At 50.2% G+C, this 17,265-nt stretch carries 14 protein-coding genes; 2 read left to right on the plus strand and 12 right to left on the minus strand.

From position 1 onward, the window contains the following. From ACFSW8_RS01525 to ACFSW8_RS01545, 5 genes are all read right to left on the minus strand, one after another. Positions 1–201, minus strand: coding sequence for a hypothetical protein (locus ACFSW8_RS01525; RefSeq protein ID WP_377177272.1), 201 nt, complete (start codon positions 199–201; stop codon positions 1–3). Between the two features lie 48 nt (positions 202–249). Further along, on the minus strand, positions 250–1,830 hold the full coding sequence (locus ACFSW8_RS01530) for a c-type cytochrome domain-containing protein (RefSeq protein WP_377089996.1): 1,581 nt from the start codon (positions 1,828–1,830) through the stop codon (positions 250–252). A 212-nt stretch (positions 1,831–2,042) separates the two neighbouring features. Next, entirely contained in the window at positions 2,043–5,540 is a 3,498-nt protein-coding gene (locus tag ACFSW8_RS01535; RefSeq protein WP_377089995.1) for a DEAD/DEAH box helicase, read from the minus strand. 237 nt (positions 5,541–5,777) lie between these two features. After that, positions 5,778–6,641: a fumarylacetoacetate hydrolase family protein gene (locus tag ACFSW8_RS01540; RefSeq protein ID WP_377089993.1), complete on the minus strand. Its 864-nt coding sequence runs from the start codon at positions 6,639–6,641 to the stop codon at positions 5,778–5,780. A gap of 71 nt (positions 6,642–6,712) precedes the next feature. Beyond that, positions 6,713–8,383: a formate--tetrahydrofolate ligase gene (locus tag ACFSW8_RS01545; RefSeq protein WP_377091543.1), complete on the minus strand. Its 1,671-nt coding sequence runs from the start codon at positions 8,381–8,383 to the stop codon at positions 6,713–6,715. A 149-nt stretch (positions 8,384–8,532) separates the two neighbouring features. Between ACFSW8_RS01545 and ACFSW8_RS01550 the strand changes: the two genes are divergently transcribed. Then, positions 8,533–10,806 (plus strand): FdhF/YdeP family oxidoreductase, encoded by a 2,274-nt coding sequence (locus ACFSW8_RS01550; RefSeq protein ID WP_377089992.1) that lies wholly within the window; start codon positions 8,533–8,535, stop codon positions 10,804–10,806. A gap of 114 nt (positions 10,807–10,920) precedes the next feature. After that, positions 10,921–12,033 (plus strand): formylglycine-generating enzyme family protein, encoded by a 1,113-nt coding sequence (locus ACFSW8_RS01555; protein ID WP_377089991.1) that lies wholly within the window; start codon positions 10,921–10,923, stop codon positions 12,031–12,033. A gap of 124 nt (positions 12,034–12,157) precedes the next feature. Here the strand turns inward: ACFSW8_RS01555 and ACFSW8_RS01560 are convergent, their stop codons facing one another. The 7 genes from ACFSW8_RS01560 to ACFSW8_RS01590 form a co-directional block, all read right to left on the minus strand. Continuing rightward, positions 12,158–12,544: an acyl-CoA thioesterase gene (locus tag ACFSW8_RS01560; RefSeq protein ID WP_377177274.1), complete on the minus strand. Its 387-nt coding sequence runs from the start codon at positions 12,542–12,544 to the stop codon at positions 12,158–12,160. Between the two features lie 101 nt (positions 12,545–12,645). Continuing rightward, on the minus strand, positions 12,646–13,893 hold the full coding sequence (fabF, locus tag ACFSW8_RS01565) for a beta-ketoacyl-ACP synthase II (RefSeq protein ID WP_377089989.1): 1,248 nt from the start codon (positions 13,891–13,893) through the stop codon (positions 12,646–12,648). Between the two features lie 278 nt (positions 13,894–14,171). Next, positions 14,172–14,951, minus strand: a complete 780-nt coding sequence (locus ACFSW8_RS01570; protein WP_377089987.1) for a hypothetical protein — start codon at positions 14,949–14,951, stop codon at positions 14,172–14,174. Between the two features lies 1 nt (position 14,952). Continuing rightward, on the minus strand, positions 14,953–15,366 hold the full coding sequence (locus ACFSW8_RS01575) for an ExbD/TolR family protein (RefSeq protein WP_377089986.1): 414 nt from the start codon (positions 15,364–15,366) through the stop codon (positions 14,953–14,955). Further along, a complete protein-coding gene (locus ACFSW8_RS01580) occupies positions 15,363–15,938 on the minus strand; it encodes a MotA/TolQ/ExbB proton channel family protein (RefSeq protein WP_377177276.1) in 576 nt (191 codons plus the stop codon). Before ACFSW8_RS01580 ends, ACFSW8_RS01575 begins: the two co-directional genes overlap by 4 nt. Positions 15,939–16,164: 226 nt before the next feature. Next, complete coding sequence (locus ACFSW8_RS01585; protein ID WP_377089984.1) at positions 16,165–16,599, minus strand: YraN family protein; 435 nt, start codon at positions 16,597–16,599, stop codon at positions 16,165–16,167. 42 nt (positions 16,600–16,641) lie between these two features. After that, on the minus strand, positions 16,642–17,259 hold the full coding sequence (locus tag ACFSW8_RS01590; protein ID WP_377177278.1) for a ribonuclease HII: 618 nt from the start codon (positions 17,257–17,259) through the stop codon (positions 16,642–16,644). Between the last annotated feature and the right edge of the window lie 6 nt (positions 17,260–17,265).

Here is a 17,265-nt window from a genome sequence, read left to right on the forward strand (position 1 = left end):
TCAGCCCCCCATCTGCCGCATCGCCGTAAAGCCTTGCGGCAATTTTTTGTCTCCCCCCCCCTCTATGGCGAGGAGGAAGAGCTCAGCGCTCTTGAATACACCGTCCACAGCAGCTTGTGGACTACCAACCCCAGTCAAGAACTGACGCGTAAGCCACATCGCCCCTCTATGGTCACCACGCAAGGCACAAAAAAACACCACCCTTTCTAAGGTGGTGTTTTCTTTAATAAATGGTTTATCGAATGCGGACTAGTGCATCGTTGTATCTAGGCCGAGAATAACTTGCACCAACTTGGCTTGTTCTTCATCGTGGTGCTTTTGCAGCTCTTGCTGAAGGCTTTGTGCACCTTCTGAGCTGACTTCTGTATCCCAAACATAGACTCGCTGCAGATGTTTCATCCCAGCTAAAGCCTTGATGCCCTCGTCAGTCACCCCAGTTCCATAAAGATTGATGACTTCTAAATGCGGCAAGCTAGCCAATGCTTGTACCATGACGTCAGTGACCTGCGTCCCATTGAGTTTCAACTTCTCTAAGTGGACAAAGTTCTTCAACTGACTTGCTGCAGCATCCGTCACCTGAGTGGAGGATAGGTCGAGATCAACCACATCTTCCGCAACTGCACTGAGCACCTCGAGCTCCTTGTCTCCAAACTTTGCGCGATAACTCACAGCCGTGAAACTCAAGTGCGTGTTCTCTTGCGAAATAAAACTCAATGACCCTGGGTACTCGGCATTCACTTCCGCCATTTTTGGAGTCAAAGTTTTGAGTTTCATCTCACCATGCTTCTTCTTTGCTGCGAGTTCTTCCTTCTGGGCTTTTTCCATCTTTGCGCGCTGCTCAGGCGTGAGCAATGTCGCTAATGCTTTCTCAATGGCCGGCGTCACTTCCATTTCACTACGCTTAGCATGCTCCGGGGCACCACTCGCAACCCACCACTCAAGTACCTCAATCTCCTCAGTTGTCATCTGAGTCTTTCCTTCAGGTGGCATGTGCAAGTCATCCTCCATCGGTAAGTGAAGGTAGGTGACCAATGAGCTTTCTTTCACATTCCCAGGCACCAAACATGCAGTCTCTTCACCCCCTTCTAACATGAAAGCCAAGGAATCGAGTCGTAGTGCCCCCTTCTGCTTATCCGCTCCATGGCAACTAATACACTTAGCTTCCATGATCGGATGGATAAATTGAGTATAAACCACAGGGTCAGTAGCAACCGGTGTGTTTTGCTTCTTACTGCGCTCAGCTAGTACCTTGCTTGGTAAGGAATTCATCGGATCTCCATGACTGATTTCACCACCGTGGTGGCCAGCACTCATCATCACAAGCCCAGTCGCGCCCAATGAGCCGAAATACAATGGCTTCACCATCTTCACCCCACCCTTCAAGTCTGCCGTGTATTTCAGGGCAAATGCCACAAGAAGTAACAAACTAAACAAAATCCCGTCACGCTTGTGGTCCTCAATCAACTGACCTTCATAACTACCAGTTAAATAGAGAAAATAGCCAAATACCGCTGCAAACACCCCAGTAGATGCCGCAAAAAATAATCCAATCGTCGTATTAGGCTGATACTTCCCTCGCGTCACCAATGACGCCGCCTCCATCAAAAAAACCAACATCAATGCCCCAATCGGCAAATGCAAAAATAAGGGGTGAAATTTCCCCATGAAATTGATCCACAGCCCTATCGTATCTGCCGTGTTCTTGTTCGCCATGCCGACTTCGCCAAATAATGGCATGCATGCAACAATCAGAAAACTCACCCCCGTGAATAGGAGTGCCGGTTTGTAGAGCTTTTGAGCTAAGGATGTGTCTGTGTGGGTATCCATCATAGTAGTCTTCATTTATACTGGCGCTAAGCCTCCTTCTATCACGCTTTGCGCCAAGCTATAGGACAAATCACCGACATGCACACCCGCTTGCCAGTAATTCCGTAGCATCTTTCTAGCCTAGACGCTAAATGCAAAATAGCTTGCCGTAAAAAGAAAAAGCCCGTGACCGCAGTAGCGGCCCGGGCTGAATGTTTGTTAAGAACAACGAAAGTTTATGCCTCGTCCTCATCACCCATCATATCACCACCGTGATTGAGGATGAACTGAAGATCTTCCACTCCTAGGCTGCTGGCGAAGCCTTCATCACCAAGGACGTTGGTAACAAGAGCTGTCTTCTGATGCTGAAGCACGCGGATCTTCTCTTCCACCGTGTCACGAGTCAACAAGCGGTATGCGATCACCTTATTCTTCTGACCAATACGGTGTGTACGGTCAATCGCTTGGTTCTCTACCGCTGGGTTCCACCATGGATCGTAAAGAATGACGTAGGATGCTGAGGTCAAGTTAAGACCCGCTCCACCCGCTTTGAGTGAAAGCATGAATACCGATGGGTCCTTAGTTGTCTGGAAGCTCTCAATCACACCCTTACGGTCCTTAGTCTGGCCAGTGAGGTAGTGGTACGGTCGGCTTTCAGTCTCAAGGCGTGCCTTGATGATATCCAGCATCGATACAAATTGAGAGAACACGAGCACCTTGTGACCTTCATCACGCAGCTGGTCGAGCAAGTAGAACAAGGCCGTCATCTTTGCAGATTCTTCCTTCAGATACTTCGGATCAATCAATCCTGGGTGACAACAAATCTGACGCAAACGCATCAATCCTTGCAGAATCGCAAAAGAATTCTTCTTCACAGCCTCATCTGAATCTAAGCCAAGCAATGCCTTCTGAATGCGCTTAAGCTCAGCTTTATACATATCAGCCTGCAAGCCTTCCATCACAGCAAAGACTTCCTCCTCAGTACGCGGCGGAAGATCCTTCGCTACCTGCAACTTCGTACGGCGTAGCAGGAATGGACGCAATCTTGCAGCCAAACGAGTCTGCGAAGACGGATCCTTACGCTTGTCAAATCGCTTCTTGAAGTACGCTCTCGAACCAAGCACACCCGGCATCGCAAAGGCCATCAAGGACCACATGTCCATCAGACGGTTCTCAATCGGTGTACCCGTCAATACCAAGCGGTTCGCTGAGTTCAGCTCACGCGCCGACTTCGCAGCTTTAGAATCTGGGTTCTTAATCTGCTGACCTTCATCAAGAATCACTGTGAGCCACTTAATCGTATTCAAGTCCTCACCACAGACACGTAACTGAGCATAGTTGAGAACCACAAGGTCGAGCTTGTTCTGAGCCTCATCCACATCCAAGTCATCACGGGTGCGCAATACCTTTACCTTCAATTCAGGTGCAAATTTCTCAGCTTCCGTCGCCCAGACATCCAAGACCGACTTCGGACAGACAACCAAGGCCGGACGCTTCTCTCCATTGGCAATCGATTGCTGGCGCAACCAAAGCACATAGGTAATCGACTGAATCGTCTTACCAAGACCCATGTCATCCGCCAAAATGCCGCCGAAACGGTTGATCGCAAGATAAGTGAGGAATCGGAATCCATCGACCTGGTACGGACGCAATGTCGCATTGAGACCATCTGGCACCTCGGTCTCCACATTGACCTGAATGTCTTGCGCTGAATCCTTGATGCGCTTCCACGCCTTAGGATCAAATACCTCTGCAGCCTTCGGATCAGCAAGCTGAAGCGCATGCATGCGGTGGGTCTCGCCGGATAGATCGAATGGGTCCAATCCCAAACGTGTCACAGCTTCACGCTGGTCATCGTCTAGCTTGATTTCAAGACGCATCCAACCACCGTCTTCCATACGGACATAGCCACCACGTGCTGCAACCAACTGGCGAATCTGCGCCTTCGAGAGGTTGACCCCCTCCACATCGATCACAATCTTGAGGTCGAACCAGTCAATATCTTGATTCACAACCTCGAAGCGAATCGCTGCTGTCACTGGGTCCGCAAGCAAGGTCTTAAGCTTGAAGTCCATTTCCACATCCATGGCCTTCGGTAAATTCTGTGCCCACTCAGCAAACTTCTCAGGGAATTGCTTCGTGACTCGTGTCTTAAACTCCTCGAGCTTCTCGTCGTAGGTGAGCCCCATCTCCTGAAGAAGGCCTGGAACCGGATAGAGGTCTTCACGAGCAAATCGTAAGAGTTGCTTCCCTTTAACTGGCTTTTGCTCCACGAGCTCCCAACCTTCCTTAACAAGCTTCTCAGTGCGGCGCTCTTTCTTTTCGTGCGCCAACACATTGATCACCAAGTGCTCGGTCTCAGCAGCTGTAAGCCCCTGCTCGATACGCATCTCAAATCGTGGGTAGAGATCCAAATCAAGCACACGCTTCTTCAACGATTCAGGTAACTTCGCTCCCACTTTGCGTAAGAACTCAACCCCTTCAAGCGAATCAATCACTTGCTTGGGAATCATGTAGCGAGGCATTACCTCTGTGTCCTCTAACCAACGCGGAGGGCCAGGGAATACAGTCTCATCTGACTGGTATAATTCTTCGCGCCCTGGCAACAAACGAACTGAGTGAGATACATTCACCCCTTCCTTTGTCACTAGCTGGAGGGCAAAATTGTCTGGGTAGTATGGATCATCCTCACACACCCAACTCAGCTTATCCTTCACCACCTTGTAGTACTTCTCGTCCAAGTTGACGATATACCCTTTCAAGGCTGGTTGACGGAATAAACGGTTCATGAAACGACAGGCTGGTTCAGTATCCAGATCCATCGTCGCAGCTCCCTCTTCCTTGTAGAAAGCATGGTAATGCTCCCAAATCACCTGACTCTGCGCATCCATACGCAATGCTGCTGAGGAAAATAATCCAGCCACACGTTCGATGTCGTTTTTCTCACGTAATGCAAACCACTCCCCTTCGTTCTCACGAATCTCCACGCGCGCTTCGTTCATTGTACTCACAATGCGAAACTCGCTCTTGATTGGCTTCTCCTGAGGTGGTCGCTCGTTGACGTCCTCAATCCGGTCGTACCACTCTGCAATCTCACGCTCCTTCTCCCAGTCCTTCATCTTCTTCTGTACCGCCTCAAGGTCGGTGACAGCATTCATGAAATCTGGGAATGGCAGCTTCTTCTTGTAAAAGGCGTACGCTAAGTAGTTCCAAAACTCTAAAATGTCACCAGGTGGCATCGGCCAGAGTTCCAGTGGGTCGTAGCTAACAATCTCCCAACGCGGATTCAAACGCACCATGTCGTGATCGTGGATCTCCCCCTCAATCACGTAACGACGATAGCGCTTTTCAACTTTGCTCACAAAGTCCGCTTCTTTGTCGTCAAGCTCACGGTCTAACTTCTCCTCGATCAAATCAATGACCGGTGTGTCGTCAAACTCGTTAGGACTCTCGGGTAGGTCCTCACCACGATGCATGCGTTCCATCATTGTGGCGTATAGACACGCACCTGCAATGGTGTCGTCTTCAGCAGTACAACTGCCAAACCAACGGTTACCCTGGAGACGTAAGCTCGTCCTGTATGTGCCAGATTTGTCCTCTACGCGACCTTGGATAAATAAATGGTTACCAAATATTTGCGTGACGGCACCCTCTTGCTGAAGGTCATCTCCGCGGTTTCTAGCTTCTTCGGGGAAACTATTGAGAAAGTTCAGTGTTGCTCTATCCGGATTCATTTGGATCTGAGATGTTTTGGATCTGTTGAGTGGTCTGTCCCATTATGTTGGGCGCAAAAAAGACCGAGACCTCGCAGTGCAGCCCGCAAGTTCTTCGATCAGTGGAACGCGACTTTATAAGCGAAAACTTACTTCGTGCAAGAAAAAGCTCGTTCTAAATATGTGCACAATGTGCACAGTCCTAGCAGCTGGTTCAATCCCCCCGCCTAATCATCTGATCAAGAGCCATTAATTTAATTAAGATCTGTTAGTAAAGGGGACAACTCGTTGCACATTTTCTCCCACCCCCTCGATCCCAAATGCCACACAATCCCCCGCTTCTAGGAACTTGGGCGGTTTGTAGCCCATGCCCACCCCTGCCGGAGTTCCTGTCGCTATGATGTCCCCAGGTAACAAGGTCATGAACTGCGAAATGTAACTCACCAAATAATTGACCGGAAAAAGCATATCCCCAGTCCAGCCATTCTGCCTCAATTCTCCATTCACCTTACTCCACAGACGCAATGCCTGAGGGTCACTCACCTCATCCGCTGTAACCAAACATGGTCCCATAGGAGCAAAGGTATCAGCACTCTTCCCTTTCACCCATTGACCACTTCTCTCTTTTTGAAACGCCCTCTCGCTATAATCACAAAGCACGGAATAACCAGCAACATAGTCATCCGCATCCTCCTCAGCTACATTGCTCGCTGTCCTTCCCATCACCACCGCCAGCTCAACCTCGTAATCTAATTTCTCACTCCCCTTGGGAATCACCACATCGTCAGAGCCACTCACATAGGCACTCGTTGCCTTCATGAAAAGCACCGGTTCCTCAGGCACCACACTGTCGAATTCACGTGCATGCTCAGCATAGTTCTTGCCCACACATACAATCTTGGACGGCCGCGCCACCGGTGGTCCCATCCTCGTCCCATCAGGAATCAACATCCCCCCCAGACATCCGTCATCCACCCACTTGCCCAATGAAGCTAGGCCACCACATGCAAAAAATCCTTCGTCGTAATCTCGGAATTCCGTGCTCGCATCAATAGCTCGACCATCATCTAACAACACACCGGGCTCCTCGTAGCCCGCCTCGCCAAATCGAATCAATCGCATAACCTAATTTGTATCATCTTATCACCAAGAATTCCAATCACTTCCCCTGTGACACACTTAAAAACAATGCACTAGAACAACCCAACGATTTTCCCATTTTCATCTAGATCAATGCGCGTCGCGGCAGGTACTTTCGGTAAACCAGGCATTGTCATGACATCACCACACACAAAAATAATGAACTCCGCACCCGCTGCGAGGCGCACCTCACGTACTTTGACTAGATGCCCTTTAGGGGCTCCTAACTTCTTAGGATCCGTAGAGAAACTGTAAGGAGTCTTTGCCACACAAATAGGATAGTGCCCATATTCCTTCTGTAATTGTGCAATTTTTTTCCCGACTTTGGTATCGTAGGTCACTTTCTCAGCCCCATAGACCTTGAATGCGACCGCCTCGATTTTCTCTACCAAACTCGCCTCATCATCGTAGCAAAAATGCATATCTGAAGGCTTACTCTCGACGGTCGACACCACGGCCTTAGCTAGCTCCTCCGCCCCAGCTCCCCCATCAGCCCAATGGCTCGACTCAATCACTTGAACATCCAAATGCGCTAACTTGCGTTTCAACAAAGCAGTCTCCGCCTCAGTATCAAAAGCAAAGGCATTGATAGCCACCAAAGTGCTGATTCCAAAACATTCACGCACATTGCGTACATGTTGCTCCAAATTCGCTAATCCTCGCTCCAGCGCTTCCAAATTCTCATTCTCAAGCTCCCCCACAGGCACGCCACCGTGAAATTTGAGAGCCTTAAGCGTCGCCACCACCACCGCAGCATCAGGGCGAATGCCTGACTTCCGGCACTTGATATCAACAAATTTCTCAGCTCCTAAGTCCACACCAAAACCAGCCTCAGTCACGACATAATCTGCCAACTTTAAAGCAGCCTTAGTAGCTACCACCGTATTGCATCCATGCGCAATGTTGGCAAAAGGCCCCCCGTGAATAAATGCAATATTCCCCTCAAGAGTCTGCACCACATTTGGCCGGAATGCATCTTTAAGCAGAACCGTCATCGCCCCGTGCGCTTCAAGATCACTCGCAGTAATAGTCCGGTTATCCCGCGTGTGCGCCACCACAATCTTGCCAAGCCTTTCTTTGAGCTCGCTCAAACTCGTGGCTAAACAAAAAATAGCCATGACTTCACTCGCCACCACAATGTCATACCCATCCGAACGTGGGTAGCCATTCCCCACCCCTCCCAAACCAACAGTGACTTGCCGTAATGCACGGTCATTCATATCCACCACCCTGCCCCAGCTCACCTTGCGCACATCAATCCCCAGCGCATTCCCCTGGTGAATGTGATTGTCAATCATCGCAGACAACAGATTGTGCGCTAAGCCAATCGCATGGAAATCCCCCGTAAAATGAAGGTTAATATCCTCCATCGGAACCACCTGCGCATACCCACCTCCAGCTGCTCCCCCTTTCATACCAAAGCACGGACCCAATGACGGTTCGCGTAAACACACCATCGCCTTCTTGCCAATCCGATTCAGACCGTCCGTCAAGCCCACACTCGTTGTCGTCTTTCCCTCACCCGCTGGAGTCGGTGATATCGCTGTCACCAATATCAACTTCCCATCAGCTGCCCCCTCCACACTGTCCAAATAATCCAAATCCACTTTTGCCTTGTAGTGCCCGTATGGCTCCAATGCATCCTTGGGTATCCCTAACTTCTCCTCAGCTAAAGGGATCACCTTCTGCATCTTCGCCTGCTGCGCGATCTGGATATCTGTCATTTTAGAATTCTTGTACAGCCACTGATAATTGTCCACTCAGATGATTCGATACAAATCGAAGACGAATTTATACAATTAAACCAAAAGTTCTCGCACTCTCTTTCCATCTATGAGCTGTTTATCATTCAAAGTTCACTTATACTCACATTATGCAATCCGAAGATGCTCCCCTGAAAAGAAAAGATCCCAAAACTTGGGCGGCTGGTGCACCCGCTGTCATCTCTTCACTCAAGCACGTTATGTCCACCGCAGGACCTGTACGTGGCACCAAAGCATTGCTCGACCTCAACCAAATGGATGGTTTCGATTGCCCCTCCTGTGCATGGCCAGACCCTGATGACCATAGAGCCATCACAGAGTTTTGTGAAAATGGTGCCAAAGCTATTGCCTCAGAGGCCACGAGCCACCGTATCGATGAACGCTTTTTCTCCACGCATTCGGTTGCCGACTTGATGCAAAAAAGTGATTACTGGCACGACCAACAAGGGCGCCTCACGAGTCCCATGGTCCTGCGAGATGGTGACACCCACTACCAACCCATCTCTTGGGAGGATGCCTTTGAGCTTATGGCTGACGAACTCCGAGCTCTCGACCATCCAGATCAAGCCATCTTCTACACCTCAGGTCGCACATCGAACGAGGCCGCATTCCTCTACCAACTCTTAACACGTCACTTTGGCACGAACAACCTACCCGACTGTTCGAATATGTGCCACGAGTCGAGCGGCTCAGCCCTCACTCCCTCTGTTGGCGTTGGCAAAGGCACCGTCACTCTCGACGACCTCCATACCGCTGACACCATCATCTGCGTCGGCCAAAACCCAGGGACCAACCACCCCCGCATGCTGGCATCCCTCGAAAAATGCGTCCAACAAGGAGGTGAAATTGTCGCAATCAATCCTCTCAAAGAAGCTGGCCTGCTCGGATTTGCCCACCCCCAACACCCGAAAGGGGCGCTCAATATGGCGACACCACTCGCTAACCAATACCTTCAAGTCAAAGTCAATGGTGACATGGCCATCTTCCGAGGCATTGCCAAAACACTCTTTGCACGCGAGCTCGAATCTCCAGGCAAGATTCTCGACTCCACCTTCATTGACCAACATACCGCTGGCTTCGATCAATACAAAGCCGCATGTGCTGCATCAGATTGGACACAAATCGTCAGTGATTCAGGTATCAGCCGAGAAGAAATCGAAGCGCTCACAGACTCAATCATCGCAAAAGATAAAAAACTCATCACTTGCTGGGCTATGGGGCTCACCCAGCATAAGAATGCCGTCGACACGATTAGGGAAGTTGTCAACGTCCACCTCCTCCTCGGGGCTATCGGCCGGGAGGGTGCAGGACTCTGCCCAGTACGCGGCCACTCCAATGTCCAAGGCGATCGCACCATGGGCATCTATGAAAAACTTCCTGAAGACTTTCACCAATCGCTTGAACGCGTCTTCCAATTCCAATCACCACGGAAACATGGCTATGACGTCGTCGAAGCCATCCAAGCCATGCACAAAGGCGATGCGAAGTTCTTCATGGCAATGGGTGGCAACTTCCTCCAAGCAGCCCCCGACACGGATTACACAGCCGACGCTTTACGTAACTGCAATCTCACAGCGCATGTGGTTACCAAACTCAACCGTTCACTTCTCGTTACTGGCAAAACCGGCCTCATCCTACCTTGTCTCGGCAGAACTGAAAAGGACATCCAAAGTGCAGGCCCCCAGTTTATCACCTGTGAAAACTCCATGGGAATCGTCCATATGTCCACTGGTCGCCTCACCCCCATCTCCGAACACTTGCTCTCAGAGCCTGCTATCGTGTGCAGACTCGCAGACAAAGTCGTCGGTAACACTGAAGCTATCAATTGGCTCGAATTCGCCGATAACTATGACCGCATCCGCGATGCTATCGAAGCTACCATCCCAGGGTTCACCTCCTTTAACTCCAGAGTTAGAAAACCCGGTGGCTTCTATCTCCCCAATTCAGCGAAAGAACGCGAGTGGAACACGCCGAACCAAAAAGCCAATTTCCACGCTCCATCACTCTCAATCTTTGAGAAACAAAATCACAAAAACCTCACCCTCCAAACGCTACGCTCACACGACCAATACAACACCACCATCTATGGTCTAGATGATCGATACCGCGGTATTGGTAATGAACGGATGGTTATCTTCCTCAACCCAGATGACATGAAGGACCGCGGTATCAAACCCGTCCAAAAACTCAAAGTCACCAGTCACTGGAAGGACCAAAAACGTCATGTCGAAGGCTTCCTCGCAATCCCCTATGAAATGCCTCGCGGATCCGCCGCAGCCTATTTCCCAGAAGCCAATGTCCTCATCCCCGTAGACAGCACCGCAGACATCTCTAACACTCCTACCTCAAAGGCTATTGAGATCAGCATAGAAGCAATTTCGTAGGTATTGTTAGAAAGCATGTTCTCACCATACCTTCTCATCCTGAGATGAGAGTCTATACAGCTCAGGCTAAAAACCGTGTGAAAGAGACGCAGCATTTGTGAGTATCATGAAGGTATGCGTCTCATCCATTGTGCCATCCCCTTGTGTCTGAATTCTCTCACCCTCGCTGATGATATTAACCCTCCTCTTCATTCCGTACCTGACGCAGCGATCAATGCGGAACAAATGCGACTCACCAGAGTAATTCATCAAAAAATTACTCAAACCCATGCTGAGGAAAAGCAACGCAACACCCAATTTGCGCCATTTGTCGCAACACTGCGTTCAGGCATTGAAATTCAAATGCAACCCATCAAAACTCAGCCATTCACTTGGCAAGGAGTAAACCCTCAAGACACCCTCAATGTCACACTCGATGATTTTTGGATGGCCAGTACTGAAACCACGTGGGCGGCCTACGATGACTTCTACGCCAGCTCCTACAAACGAGAGAAAGACGGAAGCGTTGATCAGTTTGTGAGGCCGAGCATCAAAGACGACTATGACCTCATCGCTCGCCCCACACCACAGTACTACCCTGTTACCAACCACATGCCCAAAGAAGGCCATAGCGCAGTGGGAGTCACCCACCATGCTGCCAATAAATTCTGCCAATGGCTCAGCTACCAAACTGGACACTTCTACCGCTTGCCCACAGAAGCTGAGTGGGAGTTCGCCTGTCGCGCCGGTTCACACAACAGCAATGCCTGGGGTGACAATGACACAGACGCCAAACAATACGCATGGTTCGGAGAAGCCGAGAACACCCATTACCACAAACCTGCACTCAAAAAACCGAATGCCTTCGGTCTCTACGATATGCATGGTAATGTCTTAGAGCTTACTCTGGATGGCTTTGTCCAAGACCGTAGAAAATATTTTGCAAAAGCCAATGTCCATAATCCCTGGGTGAAGGCAACACAACCATACCCACACGTCACAAAAGGCGGCACCTGGAAAAGCCCACTCCGTGAAATCAAGGCAAGCTCTAGGATACCATCAAAAGCCGAATGGAAAAAAACCGACCCACAAGAGCCCAAAAGTGTCTGGGCCTTCAGTGATGCTCCCTTCCTAGGATTTCGGGTAGTTCGCTCGACAACTATCCCGACACCAGAAGAGATGTACCATTACTGGAACTCACACACAGCCCTCGATGATGGAGAAGACGCTCAAAGCTTATCACCCTAACTTCTCAATAATTCACCTGACCTGACGACTCCTGAGGGTGCTGCTAGAAAGTTGATAGACATGACTGAATCTGCTCTAGCATTAGCATACTTCAGCCTTCGACACACTCCCCCTCCTCAGCCCTTCATGCGCTGAGCGCCTCTCTGTACACATCGGGAATCACACTCCCTGCCCCCATACTGGTCACATACACCGTGATAACTTTGCCGGTAGCCACCAACTTGCCATCAAGAGTAATAGAAAACGTCCAAGTGACCGAGCTCTCCCCCACTTTCTCTATCACCATTTCTATGCTCGCAACATCACCAAACCTCAACGGGCTGCGGTAATCACATTCTACATGCACCTTGGGAAACCCACCACTCTCACTCGCCGGCGCCACCCCAATTGACAACATCGCAGCATGCTCAGCCTCTTCAACATAGCCCAGGATCTTACTAAAGTGCACAATCCCAGCGAGATCAGTATCCGCAAAATTGACTCGCCTCTCGAAATTTGAAAATGCTCTCACGCCACGCAAGGTACCATGCAAAGTATTGGCATCCATACAAAAATCCCACAAAGAAACCTCTTTGTGGGATTAGATCTTTAACTAGTTAGATTATCTCTCAACTAGGAAAACTTCTTCACCAAAATGGTAGCGTTGTGACCACCAAACCCAAACGAGTTAGAGAGTGCCACATTGACCTCCATTTCGCGTGCCTCATTCGCACAGTAATCAAGGTCACACTCTGGGTCTTGGTCCTGAAGGTTGATGGTCGGAGCTACTACGCCATCTCTCATTGCCATCAAACAAGCAGTGAGTTCCACACCACCAGCGGCACCAAGTAAGTGACCAGTCATGGACTTCGTAGAGCTTACAACAAGCTTTTCCTTGGCGTGATCACCAAACGCTAACTTGATAGCTGTCGTCTCAGAAATATCCCCTAACGGAGTCGATGTCCCGTGAGCATTCACGTAGTCAACATCTTCCGGGTTGATACCACCATGCTTAAGAGCCATGTGCATCGCACGGCATGGACCCGATCCATCTGGTGACGGAGCAGAAAGGTGGTACGCATCCGCACTCACGCCATAACCAATTAGCTCGCCATAAATCTTAGCGCCACGTGCCTTAGCATGCTCTAGCTCTTCAAGAATCACCACACCAGCACCTTCTCCCATTACAAAACCATCACGGCCAGTATCGAAGGGACGAGATGCTCCCTGAGGATCATCATTGCGTGTCGAGAGTGCCTTCATGTTTGAGAATCCACTAAGCCCCATAGGCAACATAGTCGCTTCTGCACCACCGGCAATAAAGGCATCAGCATCGCCAAACTTAATCATACGCCAGGCTTCACCAATGTTGTGGTTAGATGTCGCACAAGCAGTCACAATCACCATGTTAGGACCACCAAATCCATACTCCATAGAAATCATTCCAGAAGCGATATTGGAAATCATCATCGGAATCACAAATGGTGAAACGCGTCCAGGTCCGCGCGCAATCAACTTCGCGTGCTCACGCTCAAGCGTTCCCAAGCCACCAATGCCAGATCCCACCATCACGCCAACGCGTGTCTTGTCGACAGCCTCAGGATCCATCCCAGAATCATCCATTGCCATCTTGGAAGCTGCCATTGCGAGCTGAGTGTAACGATCCGCACGTCGTGCGTCCTTTGGGTCGTTGAAAAATGGCTTAGGATCAAACCCTTTCACCTCTCCGCCGATTTTCACTGGGTAATCAGTGGTGTCGAGCTGGGTGATGTAATCAATACCACTCTTACCAGCCTTGAGGCCTTCCCAAGTGGAGTTGAGATCGTTGCCCAATGGGCTAACGGTTCCGATGCCAGTGATAACTACTCTGCGTTCGTTCATAAAAATTTGATTTCGGGGATTATTCACTCGTTTCGCTTATGTGCAAGCCTCATCCTAAGGACTTGTCGCGCCCACGTAAATTCGCTCTCCCGCACTGCGGACACTCTACAATTTTTTGCCCGCTCTTGTCCTGGTACAGATGACCACAAACACTGCAACTCATAATCTCACGACGTGCCCGCCTCCGCAATTGCCGGTCAGTAGAATTCCTCCCAACCAACAAAAATCCCAGCATCAACATCGCAAATACCAGAACCGAAATCGCTAAGTCCTGAAAACTAATTTCCAGCATAGTTTTTCACCTCCACTCCCACACTAACTTCTCCTAACTCGCTCGACTGCCCCGGATTCGGCTTGAAACGTTGCCCTTTCAACCAGTTCTCTACCTCCCCAGCAAAACCATTTTCCTGCCACTCAACTGGCACACAGTAAACCACCCTCCCATCAGCATCCAACATCACTGTGAAACGGTAATTACTCCCGTACGCTTGCTTTGGTACAGGAGCCTCAATCGGGCTGATACTTTCCGGCTGCCGAGACTCTAATCCCCCCAGTGCATCCAAGGACATCACCAATTCCAACACCTCAGGACGCTTCGCCCGCTCGTGTGGTACGGGTAGTCCACCCAACTCCACACGGCCTCGCTCAACCAATCGCGGCTGAGAGAGGGGAACCTCAACCTCCGGCATCTCCTTCCATGGACTCGGTGGCTCGGTGATTTCTTGAAAAACCTCGTTCAAAGAAGCCTGCACCCTCGCTTGATGCCGCGTATCAGTCTGCGGATCCCAGCGGCTCGGAAAAGGGGAGTTCTGGTCCACCCACAAGGCCATGTCTGAGGAAACCTCATCCAACAATAATATCTTGGCAAACTTCCGCTGAGGAAGCTGCGAACTCTTAAAATCAATACTAATGCCCCAAAACGCAAAGGCAAATAGCCCCACTGCCATTAACAAAGACAAGACCATCCCGCCACGATTGCCCTCGATCCCCCCACGCCAACTAAATACCAGGCCAGCTTCACGATCCCTCTGAATCCGTTTCTGCCGAGAAAACACCATCTTATTGCGTCAGTTTGGCCCCCCACAAACACCGGTAGCCCTCACGTAACAAGGCATAACTCACATCCATCCCTAGGTTCTGTGCCGATTTATCAATCTTCAACAGTACGGCAGGTGTCCCACCTTCGCCCCATTCTCCTGCACGCTCGCGCACCTCCGCCAGTAAATCTTCTCGCTCCACACGCTCTTTGCCCACCCAAAACTGTGGCTCAATCCCCCCAACTATACTCACCACGATAGGATTTGATACCCTCTGCAGACGAAAATCTGTCTCAGGTAACTCGACTTCAGCTCCCGCCTGCGGTGCAAGCGATGAGGTCAATAAGGGAAAAAGCATCACCAACGCCAATAAATCAATCAATGGCAATGCGTGTAAAAAGCCAGGCTTCTCTGGCAATGACATCTCTAACTTCATTGCTCAGATGAGCTCTTGCTCGCAGATTCTTCCACAGCCTGAGTCTGACTCATACGCGCCTGCTTCGCCTCATCACCAAATGAAACAATGTCACTCGTCGCCTCACGGGCGTCACAAATCACATTCACCATCTCAATACCCGCACGCTCAATCCGGTGTACCATGCGTTTGGCGCGTCCCAAAAAGTACATGTAAAACAAAAAGGTTGGAACAGCCACCATCAAGCCCACAGCTGTGGTGATGAGACATTCGTGCACCCCATCATTGATCATCTTGGCTGAAGAAAAGCCAGCACGCTCTTGCATCCCGTCAAAAGTCTCAATCAAGCCCATCACTGTCCCCATCATCCCAACCAGCGGGGCCACAAGCGCAACCGTGTAGAGCGCTCGTAAGTTCTTCTCAATTCTTGGAACCTCCAGCTGGCCTGCCTCACGGGCAATATCACGCAAATCAGTACGTGGGAGGTGGTGGCGCATTAATGTGGCATGTGCCACCCGTGCCACCGGCCCAGGTGCCCTCGCTGCCTCGTGAAGCGCCTCGCCATAGGCCTTCTTTCTCACGTGATTTGCCAAACCTAAAATCAAGTTCCCCACATGCACGCGATTCCTCTGAAAATACAAAATACGCTCCAATATGACCACCGTCGCAACAAAGGATAGCGCTAATAGAACCCATATAAGAGGTCCTCCTTGTTTGATTAAATCCCACATTCTCCCGCCAACATAAACAATCGTTAGCGGACTGCAAAGCCCGATTCTTAGGAAATTACACCGATCTTAACCAAGCACCCGGATCTGCTCAAAAGGCCTCATCAACCACCGTCACCTCAGGCACTTCCCCATCCTCCAAGACCACCTCAACCACATCAAAACGCCATACAAAATCCGTGTCAGGCAATAATTTCAACCACGCTCGCGCTCCCCTCTCAATCAAATCCTGCTTCTCCTTGCCAACCGCATCCAATGGACGACTCCCCTCACGCCGCCTTCGCGCCTTAACCTCCACAAAACACAATACCTCCCCATCCCTTACAATAATGTCAATCTCCCCCCCTCGTGGCCCACGGTAATTCCGATACAGCACCTTCCTTCCCATCCGCCTCAAATATGCCACAGCAATACGCTCCCCCAATACCCCTACCTCTCCACTGCTTAAAACCTCCCCCCCACGCTCAAAATAAAACGCCCGGTCCAGCAAACGATTCGGAACCCAACCCCATAACCAGCGCATCATTCACACAACCTAACAGAATTTGTTAGCCCGTGCAAGAAACCCTCAATCCAACTTGAAACTCAGCTGAGCCACAGGCGCAAATGATTGCCTATGCAAAACGCACGGTCCATGTGCATGCAACGCTGCAAGATGTGCCTTTGTTCCATACCCCTTGTGCTTTTCGAAACCATACTCGGGATATTGCTCGGCATACGTCTTCATCGCCCGATCGCGCTTTACCTTGGCGATAATACTCGCCGCCGCTATCGATAAGCTTTTCCCATCCCCCTTCACAATTCCTTCAGAGGCAAACGGAAAACCAGGCACAGCCAAGCCATCAATCAAGCAATAGGGTGAATCAAGATCAAGTTGCTGGACAGCTCGTGCCATCGCCGCATGAGTCGCCTTAAGTATATTGATAGAGTCTATCTCATCCACCTCAGCATAACTATGCCCCCACACCACTCGTTCATCCTCCATCAAGTCCTCAAATATTTGCTCCCGCTTCTTCTCGCTGAGCTTCTTTGAGTCATCGAGTAATGGATGTGTGTATCCCTCTGGCAAAAGCACCGCCGCAGCAGACACAGGACCCGCAAGTGGACCACGACCAGCCTCATCGACACCCACGACCAAGGAGTGCCCCTCAGCATGCGCTTTTTGTTCTAGTGATAAATCAGGCATCGTTCT

Source organism: Rubritalea tangerina (assembly GCF_042683245.1).
GTDB lineage: Bacteria > Verrucomicrobiota > Verrucomicrobiia > Verrucomicrobiales > Akkermansiaceae > Rubritalea > Rubritalea tangerina.

What these genes read in the sequence shown, in the direction of transcription:
- ACFSW8_RS01530 (WP_377089996.1), bottom strand. Translation starts at nt 1,830, where the DNA reads ATGATGGATACCCACACAGACACATCCTTAGCTCAAAAGCTCTACAAA.
- ACFSW8_RS01535 (WP_377089995.1), bottom strand. Translation starts at nt 5,540, where the DNA reads ATGAATCCGGATAGAGCAACACTGAACTTTCTCAATAGTTTCCCCGAA.
- ACFSW8_RS01540 (WP_377089993.1), bottom strand. Translation starts at nt 6,641, where the DNA reads ATGCGATTGATTCGATTTGGCGAGGCGGGCTACGAGGAGCCCGGTGTG.
- ACFSW8_RS01545 (WP_377091543.1), bottom strand. Translation starts at nt 8,383, where the DNA reads ATGACAGATATCCAGATCGCGCAGCAGGCGAAGATGCAGAAGGTGATC.
- ACFSW8_RS01550 (WP_377089992.1), top strand. Translation starts at nt 8,533, where the DNA reads ATGCAATCCGAAGATGCTCCCCTGAAAAGAAAAGATCCCAAAACTTGG.
- ACFSW8_RS01555 (WP_377089991.1), top strand. Translation starts at nt 10,921, where the DNA reads ATGCGTCTCATCCATTGTGCCATCCCCTTGTGTCTGAATTCTCTCACC.
- fabF (WP_377089989.1), bottom strand. Translation starts at nt 13,893, where the DNA reads ATGAACGAACGCAGAGTAGTTATCACTGGCATCGGAACCGTTAGCCCA.
- ACFSW8_RS01570 (WP_377089987.1), bottom strand. Translation starts at nt 14,951, where the DNA reads ATGGTGTTTTCTCGGCAGAAACGGATTCAGAGGGATCGTGAAGCTGGC.
- ACFSW8_RS01575 (WP_377089986.1), bottom strand. Translation starts at nt 15,366, where the DNA reads ATGAAGTTAGAGATGTCATTGCCAGAGAAGCCTGGCTTTTTACACGCA.
- ACFSW8_RS01585 (WP_377089984.1), bottom strand. Translation starts at nt 16,599, where the DNA reads ATGATGCGCTGGTTATGGGGTTGGGTTCCGAATCGTTTGCTGGACCGG.
- ACFSW8_RS01590 (WP_377177278.1), bottom strand. Translation starts at nt 17,259, where the DNA reads ATGCCTGATTTATCACTAGAACAAAAAGCGCATGCTGAGGGGCACTCC.